At 39.8% G+C, this 14,533-nt stretch carries 11 protein-coding genes; 4 read left to right on the plus strand and 7 right to left on the minus strand.

The features are described from left to right. Positions 1–25 precede the first annotated feature (25 nt). Together HA632_RS08805 and HA632_RS08810 are read left to right on the plus strand one after the other, a co-directional pair. A complete protein-coding gene (locus HA632_RS08805; protein WP_176306816.1) occupies positions 26–385 on the plus strand; it encodes a YraN family protein in 360 nt (119 codons plus the stop codon). A 92-nt stretch (positions 386–477) separates the two neighbouring features. Then, entirely contained in the window at positions 478–2,652 is a 2,175-nt protein-coding gene (locus HA632_RS08810) for a M12 family metallo-peptidase (RefSeq protein ID WP_176306817.1), read from the plus strand. 48 nt (positions 2,653–2,700) lie between these two features. Here the strand turns inward: HA632_RS08810 and mfd are convergent, their stop codons facing one another. Together mfd and HA632_RS08820 are read right to left on the minus strand one after the other, a co-directional pair. Next, positions 2,701–6,063: a transcription-repair coupling factor gene (mfd, locus tag HA632_RS08815; protein ID WP_176306818.1), complete on the minus strand. Its 3,363-nt coding sequence runs from the start codon at positions 6,061–6,063 to the stop codon at positions 2,701–2,703. A 3-nt stretch (positions 6,064–6,066) separates the two neighbouring features. Beyond that, on the minus strand, positions 6,067–6,690 hold the full coding sequence (locus HA632_RS08820) for a hypothetical protein (protein ID WP_228778765.1): 624 nt from the start codon (positions 6,688–6,690) through the stop codon (positions 6,067–6,069). Positions 6,691–6,881: 191 nt separating this feature from the next. On the opposite strand from HA632_RS08820, the gene HA632_RS08825 reads away from it, so the two are divergent. Further along, the gene (locus tag HA632_RS08825) at positions 6,882–7,820 is read left to right on the plus strand and encodes an L-threonine 3-dehydrogenase (RefSeq protein ID WP_176306819.1); all 939 of its coding nucleotides are present in this window, start codon (positions 6,882–6,884) and stop codon (positions 7,818–7,820) included. A gap of 52 nt (positions 7,821–7,872) precedes the next feature. On the opposite strand, the gene HA632_RS08830 is transcribed toward HA632_RS08825, so the two are convergent. The 3 genes from HA632_RS08830 to HA632_RS08840 all read right to left on the minus strand — a co-directional run bounded on the left by HA632_RS08830 (position 7,873) and on the right by HA632_RS08840 (position 9,820). Next, positions 7,873–8,457, minus strand: coding sequence for a hypothetical protein (locus HA632_RS08830; RefSeq protein ID WP_176306820.1), 585 nt, complete (start codon positions 8,455–8,457; stop codon positions 7,873–7,875). Positions 8,458–8,475: 18 nt separating this feature from the next. Further along, entirely contained in the window at positions 8,476–8,913 is a 438-nt protein-coding gene (locus tag HA632_RS08835) for a hypothetical protein (RefSeq protein WP_176306821.1), read from the minus strand. Between the two features lie 382 nt (positions 8,914–9,295). Beyond that, on the minus strand, positions 9,296–9,820 hold the full coding sequence (locus HA632_RS08840) for a nuclear transport factor 2 family protein (protein WP_176306822.1): 525 nt from the start codon (positions 9,818–9,820) through the stop codon (positions 9,296–9,298). A 108-nt stretch (positions 9,821–9,928) separates the two neighbouring features. Here HA632_RS08840 and HA632_RS08845 point away from each other — a divergent pair, with 108 nt between their 5' ends. Further along, a complete protein-coding gene (locus HA632_RS08845) occupies positions 9,929–11,524 on the plus strand; it encodes a murein L,D-transpeptidase (protein WP_228778766.1) in 1,596 nt (531 codons plus the stop codon). A 66-nt stretch (positions 11,525–11,590) separates the two neighbouring features. Here HA632_RS08845 and HA632_RS08850 read toward each other — a convergent pair whose 3' ends face one another. Both HA632_RS08850 and HA632_RS08855 read right to left on the minus strand, forming a co-directional pair. Then, complete coding sequence (locus HA632_RS08850) at positions 11,591–12,928, minus strand: ammonium transporter (RefSeq protein ID WP_176306823.1); 1,338 nt, start codon at positions 12,926–12,928, stop codon at positions 11,591–11,593. Positions 12,929–13,517: 589 nt separating this feature from the next. Beyond that, positions 13,518–14,462, minus strand: coding sequence for a hypothetical protein (locus HA632_RS08855; protein WP_176306824.1), 945 nt, complete (start codon positions 14,460–14,462; stop codon positions 13,518–13,520). Positions 14,463–14,533: the final 71 nt, after the last annotated feature.

Raw genomic sequence — 14,533 nt, forward strand, 5'->3', positions numbered from 1 at the left:
CGTCGGAATGACAAAAAAGAAATAAATGGCACAACACAACGAACTAGGAAAATTTGGAGAAGAATTGGCAGTGGCATTTCTGCAAAAGAATGGTTATACTATTTTAGAAACCAATTGGACTTTTCAAAAAGCCGAAATTGACATCATTGCCCAAAAAGAGAGCATTGTAGCGATTGTTGAGGTGAAAACCCGTTCGAGTATTGAGTTTGGTCTGCCACAAGATTTTGTAAAGCCTAAGAAAATCCAACTCTTGGTAAAAGCCGTAAATGAATATGTCATTTCAAACGATTTGGATGTCGAGATCAGATTTGACATAATTGCCATTCATAAACAAGAAAATAATTATAAAATTGAGCACATAGAAGATGCTTTCTATTATTTTTGAAAAAAGAAATTCTTAAAACATTAAAGATTAAGTAATTATTAATTGAATTTCGATAACTTTAGCCCCATAAAAAATTAACAACTCCGAATAACATGAAGAAAGTTCTACTTTTAGTGGTTTTTTTAATAGCGACCTCAGTTGGTGCACAAAATAAAATAGCGCAAGAAATAGGCAAAATGCAAAAATTAAACGCCGATTTTAAACCCGTTTCTGTGCTTTCACCTATACAAAATACAGCCAATAACGAAGTGAATAAAGCAGTCGATGAAGCTACTTTGGCAACATTGGACATAACCAAAGTGAATGAAATTGTAACCAATCAGTATGGAACGATTGAGTTAACCATTCCATACCAAGGACAACAAATTTCGATTTTACTGTATAAGGTTAACCCTTTTGCAGAAGGTTTTCATGTGGACACAGACAAAGGAAAAAATTTCCCTTACCAAACCGGAGTACACTACAGAGGTATAATCAATGGGGATACTAACTCGGTGTCTTCTTTTAACTTTTTTAACGGAGAGTTTAACGGTATTTTTTCGAACCCGGAATTCGGAAATGTGGTTGTCGGAAAATTAGATAAAGCCAATAATCAAACGGATTACATTGTATACTCTGACGCTAAAATGAAAATAACCAACGATTGGGATTGTCATGTTAAAGAAGATGGGTTTGAGTCTACGGAGGCCAGTACAACAGCCAGAGACGGGAATACCGTGAAGTGTGTCACGTTTTATTTTGAAGTCGATTATACTTTATATGTACAAAACGGCAGCAACATAACCACCACAACCAATTGGATGACTTCTGTTTATAATAATGTTCAAACTTTATTTAACAATGACGGAATCACCACCGCTTTGAAATCCATTTTTGTATGGACAACAATTGATCCTTACAGCTCCATGCCTTCAGGGTCAACTTCCGGAGATTATTTGGGCACTTTTGCACAAAACAGACCGGTTTTCAATGGCGATGTTGGTATGTTGGTTGGAATTGATCCGGGTGGATTAGGTGGCGTTGCTTATTTAAATTCGGTTTGTGGGCAATCAAATTATGCCTATTCTGATGTAAATTTCAGCTTTGCTACAGTACCCACTTATTCTTGGACAGTACAAGTAATAACCCACGAATTTGGTCATTCTTTAGGCTCACCTCATACACACGGATGTTATTGGAACGGAAATAATACCGCCATTGACGGTTGCGGACAACAAGCCGGCTACTCTGAAGGAAATTGTGCTCAAGGCCCAATTCCAACAAGCACCGTAAAAGGAACCATTATGAGTTATTGTCATTTGGTTTCAGGAGTTGGAATCAGTTTTGCCAACGGTTTCGGGCCACAACCGGCCACTTTAATCACCAATACCGTTAACGGAAAAAGTTGCTTAAGTTCAGACTGTATCAATACTTGTATTAATACCGTGGCTGAAGTTTTTGTCAATAATGTTTCAGAAACATCAGCGGTTATCACTTGGAACGATTTGAATACAAGTCAAACATCGTGGCAAATTTCAGTTACTTTAATTGGTGCTCCGTCTTCTTGGCAAACAGTGAATACCAATAGTTACACGGTTAGTAATTTGGCACCGAACACTTATTATGATTTCAGAATCAGACCTATTTGTACCGGAATTACGCCTGTTTTTGAAAGAACAATTTTTGCTACAGCCGGAAATTATTGCGGTGGGATGCTATTTACAGATTCCGGTGGGCAATTTAATGAACATTCTAATATGGAATCGTTTACCAGAACAATGATTCCCAATCAGCCCAACCAGATGTTAAGAGCGGTTTTCAGCGCCTTCGAATTAGAGTTAGATTATGATTATTTATACATTTACGACGGACCAAGTGAGGCTTATCCCGAATTTTTTCCGGGCGGTTATACCGGGACTAATTCCCCGGGAACCATTACTTCATCTGCTCCTGATGGTTCTTTGACCTTTAAGTTTTTCTCTGATCAATACATTACTGCTCCGGGTTGGGTTGCCAATATTTCTTGTTTGCAATCATTAAGCACGGGAGAAAACAACTATATTGATTACTCTTATTATCCTAATCCGACTACCGGAAATATTACCATCAATTCTAAAGATCCAATATCAGAAGTTACCGTTTACAATGTGCAAGGGCAATTGTTATTCAGTCAAAAAATGAATGAAATGACCACCAATATTGATATGTCCTCTTTTGCCGGCGGAACTTATTTCTTTAAATTGAAAATCAATGGTGTGGAAGCCAACTTTAAAGTTTTGAAAATGTAATGATTGCAATTATATAAATGAAAAGCCACTCAATTCGAGTGGCTTTTTTTATTTCTTCATCAGTTCCATAAACTCTAAAGCGCGGGAAATGGATTTTACGTTTTCGAACGTGAGAAGCAGTCGCAAGCCATTTTTGGTTTCTTTCTCTTTCATTTTACAGAGGTTCCCGTGTTGTTGCACAAATTGTAACATGTGTCGGAATTGCTTTGAATTGTAATATTCCGATTGTTGGTCGGAGACAAAATAGCCAATCAGTTTGCCTTGTTTCATTACTATTTTTTCAATACCAACCTGAGTTGCAATCCATTTGATGCGGATGCTGTTTAACAGTGCTTTGGCCTCTTTTGGCAAGGGTCCGAAACGATCAATCAGTTTGTTTTCATAAGCCAATAAACCGGCTTCGTCTTTAATGGTGCCCAATTCATTATACAAATTCAAACGTTCCGAAATGTTGTTGATGTATTCATCCGGGAAGAGCAATTCGAAATCGGTATCGATTTGTAAATCTTTGACGTATTCTTTATTCTCGTCTTCAATGCCATCGTCATACAGGTCTTTGAATTCGTTTTCTTTCAACTCTTCAATGGCTTCGTTCATGATTTTTTGGTAGGTTTCAAAACCAATTTCATTAATGAAACCACTTTGTTCGCCACCCAATAAATCTCCGGCACCGCGAATCTCTAAATCTTTCATCGCAATATTAAATCCGCTTCCCAATTCGCTGAATTGTTCCAACGCCTGAATGCGTTTGCGAGCATCATCGGTCATCGCTGAATAGGGCGGACAAATAAAATAACAGAACGCTTTCTTATTACTGCGTCCAACTCTTCCGCGCATTTGATGCAAATCAGACAACCCAAAATTATTGGCATTGTTGATGAAAATCGTATTGGCATTCGGCACATCCAAACCGCTTTCGATGATGGTGGTGGCAACTAAAACGTCAAAATCACCATTCATAAAACCGAGCATTAGTTCTTCCAACTTCGTACCTTCCATTTGACCGTGACCAATGCCTACGCGAGCATCGGGAACGAGTCGCTGAATCATGCCGGCAATTTCTTTGATATTTTCGATTCGGTTGTTGATGAAAAATACTTGACCGTTTCTTTGAATTTCATACGAAATCGCATCGCGAATCAGTTCTTCATTAAAGCCGACGACTTGTGATTCGATTGGATAACGATTCGGTGGCGGTGTTGTGATAACTGATAAATCTCGAGCTGCCATTAAGGAAAACTGTAAGGTTCTCGGAATCGGCGTTGCGGTTAAGGTTAAGGTATCAACATTGGCTGCAATGGTTTTGAGTTTGTCTTTGACATTGACACCAAACTTTTGTTCTTCGTCTACAATCAACAAACCTAAATCTTTGAACTGTACATTTTTATTGACCAATTGATGCGTTCCAATGATAATGTCCAATTTACCGGAAGCCAATTCTTCCAAGGTTTGGGCTTTTTGTTTGGCGGTTCTGAAACGGTTTAAATAACCGACTTTTACAGGCATATCCTTCAAGCGTTCGCTAAACGTTCGGTAATGTTGGTAAGCCAAAATGGTTGTTGGTACCAAAACCGCGACTTGCTTACTATTGTCAACCGCTTTGAAAGCCGCACGAATAGCGACTTCCGTTTTCCCGAAACCTACGTCACCACAAACCAATCGGTCCATCGGGCGGTCTTTTTCCATATCGGCTTTGACGTCTTGCGTAGCTGTGATTTGGTCGGGCGTGTCTTCGTAAATAAAGGAACTTTCCAGTTCTTTTTGCAAATAACTATCCGGTGCAAATTGGAATCCTTTTTCCAATCTTCGCTTGGCGTATAATTGAATTAAGTTGAAAGCAATATGCTTGACACGTGCTTTGGTTTTTTGTTTTAAAACTTTCCAAGCATTTGAACCCAATTTGTAAATCTTTGGTGGTGTGCCGTCTTTACCATTGTATTTGGAAATTTTATGTAGCGAATGAATGCTAACGTACACAATGTCGTTATCGGCATAAACGAGTTTAATCGCTTCTTGCGTTTTGCCTTCGACTTGAATTTTTTGTAAGCCGCCAAACTTCCCGATACCGTGATCGATGTGTGTTACATAATCACCAACGGATAAAGAATTCAATTCTTTCAACGTCAGTGTTTGCTTTTTAGAATAGCCGTTTTTGATGTTGAATTTGTGGTAACGCTCAAAAATTTGATGGTCGGTGTAGCAGGCAATTTGGTTTTCTTCGTCGATGAAGCCTTGGTACAAAGACGACACAATAGTATGGTATTGCTTGCGAATATTCTCGTGGTTTTCTTCGTCTAAACTTTCAAAAATATCGTGAAAGCGATTCGCCTGACCTTCATTGGCACAATACAAATAATTGGTGTAGCCGTTGAAATGATTGTCGCTCAAATTGTTCAACAACAAATCAAATTGCTTGTTGAAGGATGGCTGAGGTTGTATGTGAAACTCGAAAGTTTTGGTTGTTTTGAATAAAGGTTTGTTAGACAATTCTATAATCGAAAAATCCAAAGCTTTGCGCAAAAATCCTTCTTGGTTTAAGAACAAATGTTCCGGTGCAGCGTGCTTGACGTCTTTTGATAGTTTGTCAAATGTTTCAATGGCTTTGCCAAAAAGTTTGTCGAGTTGTGCAGTCAAAAACTCGGTATTTTCAATACACAAAACGGTTTTATCGCTGATGTAATCGAGGAAACTTTCGCGGTTTTCTTTGATGAATTTGTTCTCGAGATTTGGGATGATGGTAATTTTGGTTTGCTTTTCTACCGACAATTGGGTTTCCACATCAAAGGTTCGAATACTGTCGACTTCATTGCCAAAAAATTCAATACGATACGGATTGTCATTGGAAAATGAAAACACATCCAAGATTCCGCCACGAACAGAAAACTCGCCGGGTTCGGTAATAAAATCTACTCTTTTGAATTCGTATTCAAATAAGACTTCGTTGATAAAATCGATGGAAACAGTATCGCCAACCGCAACTTTTAACGTGTTTTTGTCTAATTCTTTTCGCGTCACTACTTTTTCAAAAAGGGCTTCGGGATACGTGACAATAACGGCCGGTTTTTTACGGGAATTGATTCGGTTTAAGACTTCGGAACGCAATAAAACATTAGCGTTATCGGTTTCTTCTATTTGGTACGGACGCCGATACGAGCTTGGGTAAAACAATACATCATTGGCGCCAATCATTTGTTCCAAATCGTTTAAATAATAGGCGGCTTCTTCTTTTTCATTCAGGATGAGTAAAAAAGGTTTTTCACTTTTCTTAAAAACTGCTTGAAATACAAATGACAGCGACGAACCCAAAAGTCCTTTTAACTGAATTTTAGTCAAAGGATTTTCGAGACTCTCAGCGATTTGTTTGACTTTCGCCGAGTGAAAATAACTGTGGTATAAAGAGTTTTGGCTCAAAGCTTACTTAACGGAATTTAGTACTTTAGGTTTGGATGGAATAGCACGCGTGGTGTCCAACATGCGCAACATGTCGTTTTCGCCTTCTTCAATTTTGATGTTGCTTTTACGGGTAATTTCATCGAGTTGGAACTGTAAAGAAGCCACTTCGGCGTTGATTTCCTGTACCAACTTTACAATTTGTGAATCGGGAATCTGTTGCAAATTGATATAAAGATTGATGGCGTTGATTTTGGTGTTTATCGCAGCAATTCTGCTTTTTACTTCGGGAACAGCAAACTTCCCGGGGATATTGTTGTTTAAATCGGCGGCTTTTTTAGAAAGGGTTCTCGCTTTTTGTTTGAAAGCACCAATGCTACTTTTGGGCTTTTGACCTAATTCATTTAAAAATAGGCGCCATTCTGTCCAGTTGTTGGTCAATGAACCGGCCGTTAGATTGACCGGACGACTATTGAAGTTCCAACCTTTACTGATGTTATTAAAAATCACTTCTTGCTTTTTGGCTTCTTTCTGCTGTTCTAAGATGCGAATTTTTGGGTCTTCCTGACAGGACACGAGCATCAGTGAACTGGCGAAGCAAACCAGACACAGCAGCATTAAAACCAAAGCATAAAAACGTATCTTCATTGAAATCAATTTAAGTCGTAAAGGTACAAAGGTAAAAGGAAACTTCAGAATGAGACACTTAAACGGATTATAATTTTGTTAAAAAAGAACGTCTCTTTTAGGTAATGAAACATTTCTTAAAACTGTATCTTTGCAGGACACTCGAACATAGCAACGGCATGGAACGAAGTGGAATAAAACACACAAACTAAATGAGTACAAAAATTCTAATTATTGGCGCTTGCGGACAAATCGGAACCGAGCTGACCAAAAAACTAAGAAGCATTTACGGCGTTGATAATGTAGTGGCTTCCGACATCCGAAAGTTGAATATTGATATTGTTAACGAAGGTATTTTTGAAGTAGTCAATGCTTTAGATTACAATCAGATTGAGCATTTAATCGAACAGTACCAAATCACCGATGTGTATTTGATGGCCGCATTGCTTTCCGCTACGGCTGAAAAGAATCCTGCTTTTGCCTGGGATTTGAATATGAACTCTTTGTTCCATGTATTAAATTTGGCGAAAGCCGGCAAAATCAAAAAGATATTCTGGCCTTCGAGTATAGCCGTTTTCGGGCCTACAACCCCAAGAATCAATACGCCGCAATACACCATTATGGAACCGACAACCGTGTACGGAATCAGCAAACAAACGGGTGAAAGATGGTGTGAATATTACCATAACATTTACGGTGTAGACGTGCGAAGCATTCGTTATCCGGGGTTAATCAGTTGGTCGACCGAACCGGGTGGCGGCACGACTGATTATGCAGTAGACATTTACCACAAAGCCTTGAAAGACGGAAAATACGAGTGTTTCCTTTCAGAAGATACGGCTTTGCCGATGATGTATATGGATGATGCGATTAGAGCGACGGTAGAAATTATGCAAGCGCCGAGTGAGAGTATTAAAATCCGTTCTTCGTATAACTTGGCCGGAGTAAGTTTTACCCCGTCAGCAATCGCTGCCGAAATCAAAAAACACATTCCCGATTTTACCATTTCTTATCAACCCGATTTCCGTCAGAAGATTGCTGACAGTTGGCCGGCCTCGATAGATGACAGTGCGGCGCAAAAAGACTGGAATTGGAAGCACAAATTCGACTTGGCTTCTATGACAGTTGAGATGCTGGAAAATCTTAAATAATAAAAAAACGCTACTCAAAAAGTAGCGTTTTTTCTTTAAAGGCAATCCATTATTATTGAACAATCGGATCTCTTAGTGATTCTAATACCGCTACAATATCGGCATACAATTGTGTATTGGCTGCTACTCCGTTTTGATTGGCTGCTGCTCCGACATAGCCCACAAATTTAGTGTAGTTGGCATCCGAAGAAGTAGTTCCCATTCTTGGGTTCAATGAAGGGTTGTGCGCTGTTACCATATCCAAACCTGAATAGGTGTTTACCGCGTTGGTTCCTCCGGTGTTGAACGAAAAGAAGTCGGTAAGATTGTCTACCAATATGGCTAAATTGGTAGTGTTTCCGGCACCCACTTCCCCTAAAATCGGAGCAAAATGCGCGCCCAAATTTCCTGAAGCATTGGCTTGAATGTCGGCCACGATTAAACCTACAGTTGAGTTTACTACTTTGCGGTAACTCAAACGACCTTGTTCAATCATTTGACCCGGATTATCGGGGTCGGCAACCATAGTAGTTCCGCCTAATCTTTCATAGATAGAAGGTGTTGCGGGTGGATTTGAATCATCGTCACTGCTGCACGAAGTGAAGATCATCGCTCCGAATACTAAAGCACTGAGTGCTAATTTTGAATACTTTTTCATAATGATATAATTTGAAGATTAATTAAAAATTCCTTGGATAAATTTGCTGAACTTGTATTTGAAACTGTCTTTTTTCATTACAGGACAAACTTGTTTAGCGGCCAAACTCGGCGGTAGTAAAAAGCGTTCGGCTTTATAATTGCCTTTGGTCATTAATTCGTCGTACACTTTTTTGGAGTCGGCAATGGTGTTGTCGTGAAAGTAAACGACCACATTTCTCTTGACGATGATGTCGCTTTTAACACCCGGAATGCTTTGTAAATTCTTTTTAACAGCAAGTGTGCTAAGGGAATCAAAAGGTTGGTCAAAATCGATGCGGCTTATTTGAATAGTTGCATTTTCAACCGATCCAACAGGTCTGGCATTGGCAATGTGGTAAACCAAAATACCAAATAACAAGAGTACTATTCCCAGTATACTCAAGATTACTTTTTTTACGGTTTTGTGAATTGTCATGGTGAATTGTTTTTGCGTTTCCTTCATTTACGAGCCGAAATGATTTTTGGTTTTTACAAAAGCAAAAAAAACTGCAATACGGGAAAAGAATTCGGCTAACAATCAAAAAGCGCCACATTGGAAGCGACGCTTTTCTTTAAACAAAAACAAAACTAACATGGTATTTATACAGGATGATACCCGGAGCTTAAATACTAAAAGCTGAGTTTTATATAGGAGCAAACAGGGCTAGGGAATAAGCCAAAAAAACCAAAAGCAACAAGAATATAAAAACTGCTGCGCTAAAAAGCCTATTAATTTTTTTGTTGATATCCATAATCAATTGGGTTCTTGTTCTCAATTACGAGAAAAGAATGACTATGGATTTACAAGTAGGAGAAAATTATTTTTTCTTTTCTCTAAGGGTCGAGATAAGTTCGTCTTCGATAGGCGCTTTGACTTCAATGACTTGGTCTATATTGTCGTTCGGGACAGTCATCGAAAGGACATAGTGTTTTATTTTCCACTTTCCTTTGACTAAAACCATCACGCCCGAACCGCGACAGATTTTCATTTGGGTATCGAGTAATTCATCAAACCAAGCGATTTTTTTATCACTGCTGAAGTAAAGGTGTCTTTCAAGTGCCGTAAAGTTCCAAGCTTTTCCTTTGTCGAAATAAGGTTTGGCAAAAGCCTGAAAAGCGGTTTTATCCCAATGCTCGGTTGCGTCAGTTCCAATAAAAATGGAGTCGTCTGTCATTGCGTCGAAGTAGTTTTTAAAGTTGGCTTCGGCAGCGTCTTTGTGCCAAGCATCGAGCGTTTTGTTGATTTGTTCTTTCGGGTCAACTACCGGAGTTTTGGCTTTAACTTGAGCGGTTATAGTGGAAGTTGTGATTAATGCTATCAATAGGATTACTGCTTTTTTCATGATATTGTATTGTTTAGTTGTTGTTTTTTGGTGTAGTAAATATAATACTTGCCGTTAGTTTAAAGCCATTAGTTTTTGTAATTTTATGAAAATAATTTCAAAATTGGTATGAAAAGCAAGCAATGGTTTGGCGGATTTTTTATAATGATGGTCTTGGGCTTCTCTCTGACCGGTTGGTATTGTGCCAAAAAAGAAGAGGGTAAAACAACGTCGGCAACCGCTCTGAACAGTAAGTTTCGTTCGGAAGATATCGCTTTGTCGTTTGACAGCACACAGATTAAGGTTTTTTATGCCAAGTATCCGAAGTTGGTTTTGTACCAACAGCAGGCTGTAATGCTCTATCAAAAAAACCAATACAATTTTATTTGGTATGACAAGAAAGGCCGAAAAGAAACCGCCGAAGTCATTTACAACAAGTTGAACAATTTGTTTGAAGACGGTCTTTTGGCTAAAGTTCCCTATAAAGAAGTCCTGGACGGTATGTTCCAAAAAACAGCATCCAAGCCTAACCTTGACGTTGAGTTGTTTTTGACCAATTACTATTTTTATTATACCAACAAAGTGCTTCAGGGCATTGATGACAGTAAATCGGATGAGTTAGGGTGGTATTTGCCCCGAAAAAAACAATCTTATGTGGCATACTTGGATTCATTGTTGATTGACCCCAAACTGATTGACAACAAAGAACAATTGATTGGTCAATACTACAAGCTTAAAAGTGTGTTGCAAAAATACCGCGCCTTGGAAAAAAACGGAGGTTGGAAAGCGATTGATGTTCCAACAGACTTCAAACCATTGAAACCCGGAGACAGTTCCGACTTGGTGGCGCAAATCAGGGCGCGATTGTTTTTGACGGAAGATATTGCGGCCGATTCAAAGAGTACGGTTTATGACGAACCGCTGCAGCAAGCGGTATTGAAGTACAAAAAGCGCAATGGCTTTTCGGAAGATAAAATCATTTTGTCCAAACACATCGCCGAAATGAATGTGCCGATTAGTGATCGCATCAAGACGATTATCGTTAACATGGAGCGCTGTCGTTGGATTTCGAAAGACATTACTAAAGCCAAAGAGTTTATCGTGGTGAATATTCCATCGTATCGCCTGACTTATTTTAAGGAAGGAAAAGCGGCCTTGATTTCAAATGTAGTAGTGGGAACCGCTTTGAATGAAACGGTTATTTTTAGCGGGATGATGAGTTATGTTGTTTTTAGTCCGTATTGGAATGTGCCGAAAAGCATCCGCGACAAAGAAATCCTTCCGGCGATTAAGAAGAATAAAAACTATTTGGCCCAACACAACATGGAATGGAAAGGCGAAATGATTCGTCAAAAACCCGGCCCGAACAATTCGTTGGGTTTGGTGAAGTTTTTATTCCCGAATTCCAATAATATTTACTTACATGATACGCCGGCCAAGAACTTATTCAGCCAAGAGAAAAGAGCGTTTAGCCATGGGTGTATTCGGGTGGAAAAGCCCAAAGAATTGGCCAAACTCATTTTGCAAGACGACCCCAATTGGACTCCTGAAAAGATTGATGCGGCCATGAATGGCGGTAAAGAAAAATGGTATACGTTGAAGGATAAAATCCCGGTGTATATTGGATACTTTACATCTTGGGTAGATGATGAAGGCGTGATTAATTTCCACAAAGACATTTACGATAGGGATAATGCTTTGGCGAATTTGTTGTTGGAGGAATAGGTTCTCGATACTATTTCATCTCATGTGAGCCATGAGCTGAAATCACTCGAACTGACGGTAGCTTATTTAAAAAGCCTCTCCGTGTTGCGACAAGTCTAAGCCCATGTTTTCTGATTCTTCTGAAACGCGTATTGGGATGATGATGTTGGTTAGTTTGAACAACAAATAAGCACCGCCAAACGTAAATACCGAAACCAAAACCAGAGCCAACATGTGGTGCCCAAAGATGTTCCAGCCGCCGTATAACAAACTGGCGTTTTCTCCTTTGGCAAAGATGGCTGTTAGGATCATTCCCATAATGCCGCCTACGCCGTGACAGGCGAACACGTCAAGGGTGTCGTCAATTTGTTTGAGTTTTTTCCAGTAGACCATTTTGTTGGAGACTATGGCGCCAATGAATCCGAAGAAAATACTTTGCGGAATGGTTACATAACCAGCCGATGGCGTAATGACTACCAATCCAACCACGGCACCAATACAAGCACCGAGTGCCGATACTTTACGTCCGTTCATTCGGTCGAAGAACACCCAAGTCAGCATGGCTGAAGCCGAACAAATCGTGGTGGTGGCAAAAGCCATGGCAGCTGTAGCATTGGCCGCCAAAGCCGAACCAGCATTGAAACCGAACCAGCCGAACCATAGCATGCCGGTGCCTAGTAAGACGAACGGGATGTTGGTGGGAATGTGCTCGCTGTTTTTTCTTTTGCCTAAAACTAAAACACCAGCCAAAGCCGCAAACCCGGCGCTCATGTGAACGACTGTTCCACCTGCAAAGTCCTTTACGCCGAAGAAGCTGCCCAAGAGACCGTTTGGGTGCCAAATCATGTGACATAAAGGCGTATAAATACAAAGGGTAAACAAACAAATAAAGAGCAAAAAGGAGATGAAACGGATGCGTTCCGCGAGGGCGCCGGTGATGATGGCCGGTGTTATGACTGCAAATTTCATTTGGAACAAAGCAAACAAAATAAAAGGTATTGAAGAAGCCATGGTCTTGTGCGGGTGCATTTCGACATAGCTAAAGAAAGCAAAATCAAATGGGTTGCCAATGATGCCATAGTGAACACCGTTAATCGTTGGGCCAATCGGGGCGCCGAAAGAAAGCGAAAAACCAACCGTAACCCAAAGCAAACTGATGACACCCAAACAGATAAAACTTTTGAGCATGGTGGAAATGACATTCTTTTTGCCGACCATACCGCCGTAAAAGAATGCCAAGCCCGGCGTCATTAATAAAACCAAACAAGAAGCGGTGAGCAACCAAGCCACATCGGCAAAGTTGATGGTGTCTACGGCATTGAATGCGTTGTTGTTTTCGGCTAGTTTTTCAGGCCAGAATAAGCCCGAGATGGCGACTAAAGTAATGATAAGGAAAGAAACAATCCAGCGCTTTTCGATTTTCATTTTAAATATACCCTTTTTAATTTAGGGTAAAATTAAAAAACAATATTTAAATATTAAAAACAAGGGTATTAAAAATAGGGGTCACAATTCATTTTTATTATAATCATAATATTTAGACCCTCTTATTACATAATTTTATATAAATGGTATTTTTTTAGCCTGAAGTTTTAAAAGGGGAAGAAAGAAGCTGTTCGTATGGGCTTGAAGAGCTTACTGTTTTATAGTCTAAGCTATCATTTGTCTATGGGAAAAGCTTGTTTAACGAAGCAATAAGGCATTTGGGCGAATTTGTAACTTTAGAAAGCTTTTTATGGTTAAAATTGATATAGCAAATTAGCCTAAAGCCGTAATTGCCTTTCATGAGAATAATTGTATTAACCACCAACAAAATAAGCCAGATACCAAAATTGATTTACCGACCTTGTTCAACCCCTCCTCCAAAGTTCATGCCTAATTGAAGGAGGTAAGGTCGATTTTCACAAAGATTTTATGGATTAAAGAAGATATCACACAACCTGTGAAGTGCTATTAATGTTAAGTAATGTAATTTTTTAGTTAGGTCCTCGCATATATTTGGATTGTGCGGGGACTATTTTTTTGAAGCCTTTTTTTGTATTTCTTTTAAATCGCTTGATTTGAAATTGGTGGCGGAGGCGGTATAGGCTGAGTAAATGATTTCCCCGGTTTGAGAGTTGGTTACCGTTACAAATTTTTCGTTGGGGGTTTTGATGAACAGTAAGTAGTAGAACGGTGATGGGTTAGTGAATATCTTATCGTTGAGTTCGGCTATGGGCATGACTTTATAGGCTTGGGTAAAGCCGTCGAAGATTTCCTTGTCGGAGTACTTTTTGCTTTCGTCGTCGGCATTTTTGGGAAACTTAATCATCACATAATCGGGGATGAACAGGGTTGCCGAAGCCAGTTTTTGCAATTCACCAGTGTTGGCTATTTCCGTTTTGGCGGCACACTCATTGCCTTTTTCTAACAAAGTACAAAGCTGTTGCAGGTAATTGCTCAACACACCGGTGCCCCAGTTTTTGAAATGACCGTCGGCGTCGTAGTCCATTTTGTATAGTGCACTTGGGTTGTTTTGGGCGAAGAAATCGGCGAAGAGTTCTATGGTGGCCACTACAATTTTATCTTGCTGATTGAAGTGTCGGCGTTTTTTGGGGTCGTAGGTGTATTTGCCATTGGTGGTCCAAAGCTCTAAATAAATGCGGGTTTCGGTAGACGCTAAAGTGCTGTTGGACGTCGTCATATTGGCCCCGATGGTGACAAAGCTGTTGTTGGGCGCGATGTTTTTCTCTACATCGGTGTATTTGATGCACTCGACTTTGGAGAGTGTCCAGGCCTTTTTGATGGCATCGACGTATGCTGCTGCTTTGGGTGAAGCAGGATCTTTCATGGCGAAGTAGGTAGTGCCTTGTTTGATTTTGGCTACTTCGGCAGTGTTGGTGATGGTGATTTGGCTAAAGCTGAATAGGGGTGATAAAGCGATGGCTATAAGCGTTATAAAGGTGTGTTTGGATCTCATAAGCTATTGGTTTAGTGAGGTAAAGTTAAAGAAATAATGATTTGGTTGGTGGGGAAAAGTGAGGGATAAGG

It is taken from the genome of Flavobacterium sp. J49 (assembly GCF_011742145.1).
Lineage (GTDB): Bacteria > Bacteroidota > Bacteroidia > Flavobacteriales > Flavobacteriaceae > Flavobacterium.

Coding starts and splice junctions, on each gene's coding strand:
- HA632_RS08810 (WP_176306817.1), top strand. CDS start 478: ATGAAGAAAGTTCTACTTTTAGTGGTTTTTTTAATAGCGACCTCAGTT.
- HA632_RS08855 (WP_176306824.1), bottom strand. CDS start 14,462: ATGAGATCCAAACACACCTTTATAACGCTTATAGCCATCGCTTTATCA.
- HA632_RS08820 (WP_228778765.1), bottom strand. CDS start 6,690: ATGAAGATACGTTTTTATGCTTTGGTTTTAATGCTGCTGTGTCTGGTT.
- HA632_RS08825 (WP_176306819.1), top strand. CDS start 6,882: ATGAGTACAAAAATTCTAATTATTGGCGCTTGCGGACAAATCGGAACC.
- HA632_RS08835 (WP_176306821.1), bottom strand. CDS start 8,913: ATGACAATTCACAAAACCGTAAAAAAAGTAATCTTGAGTATACTGGGA.
- HA632_RS08840 (WP_176306822.1), bottom strand. CDS start 9,820: ATGAAAAAAGCAGTAATCCTATTGATAGCATTAATCACAACTTCCACT.
- HA632_RS08850 (WP_176306823.1), bottom strand. CDS start 12,928: ATGAAAATCGAAAAGCGCTGGATTGTTTCTTTCCTTATCATTACTTTA.
- HA632_RS08805 (WP_176306816.1), top strand. CDS start 26: ATGGCACAACACAACGAACTAGGAAAATTTGGAGAAGAATTGGCAGTG.
- HA632_RS08845 (WP_228778766.1), top strand. CDS start 9,929: ATGAAAAGCAAGCAATGGTTTGGCGGATTTTTTATAATGATGGTCTTG.
- HA632_RS08830 (WP_176306820.1), bottom strand. CDS start 8,457: ATGAAAAAGTATTCAAAATTAGCACTCAGTGCTTTAGTATTCGGAGCG.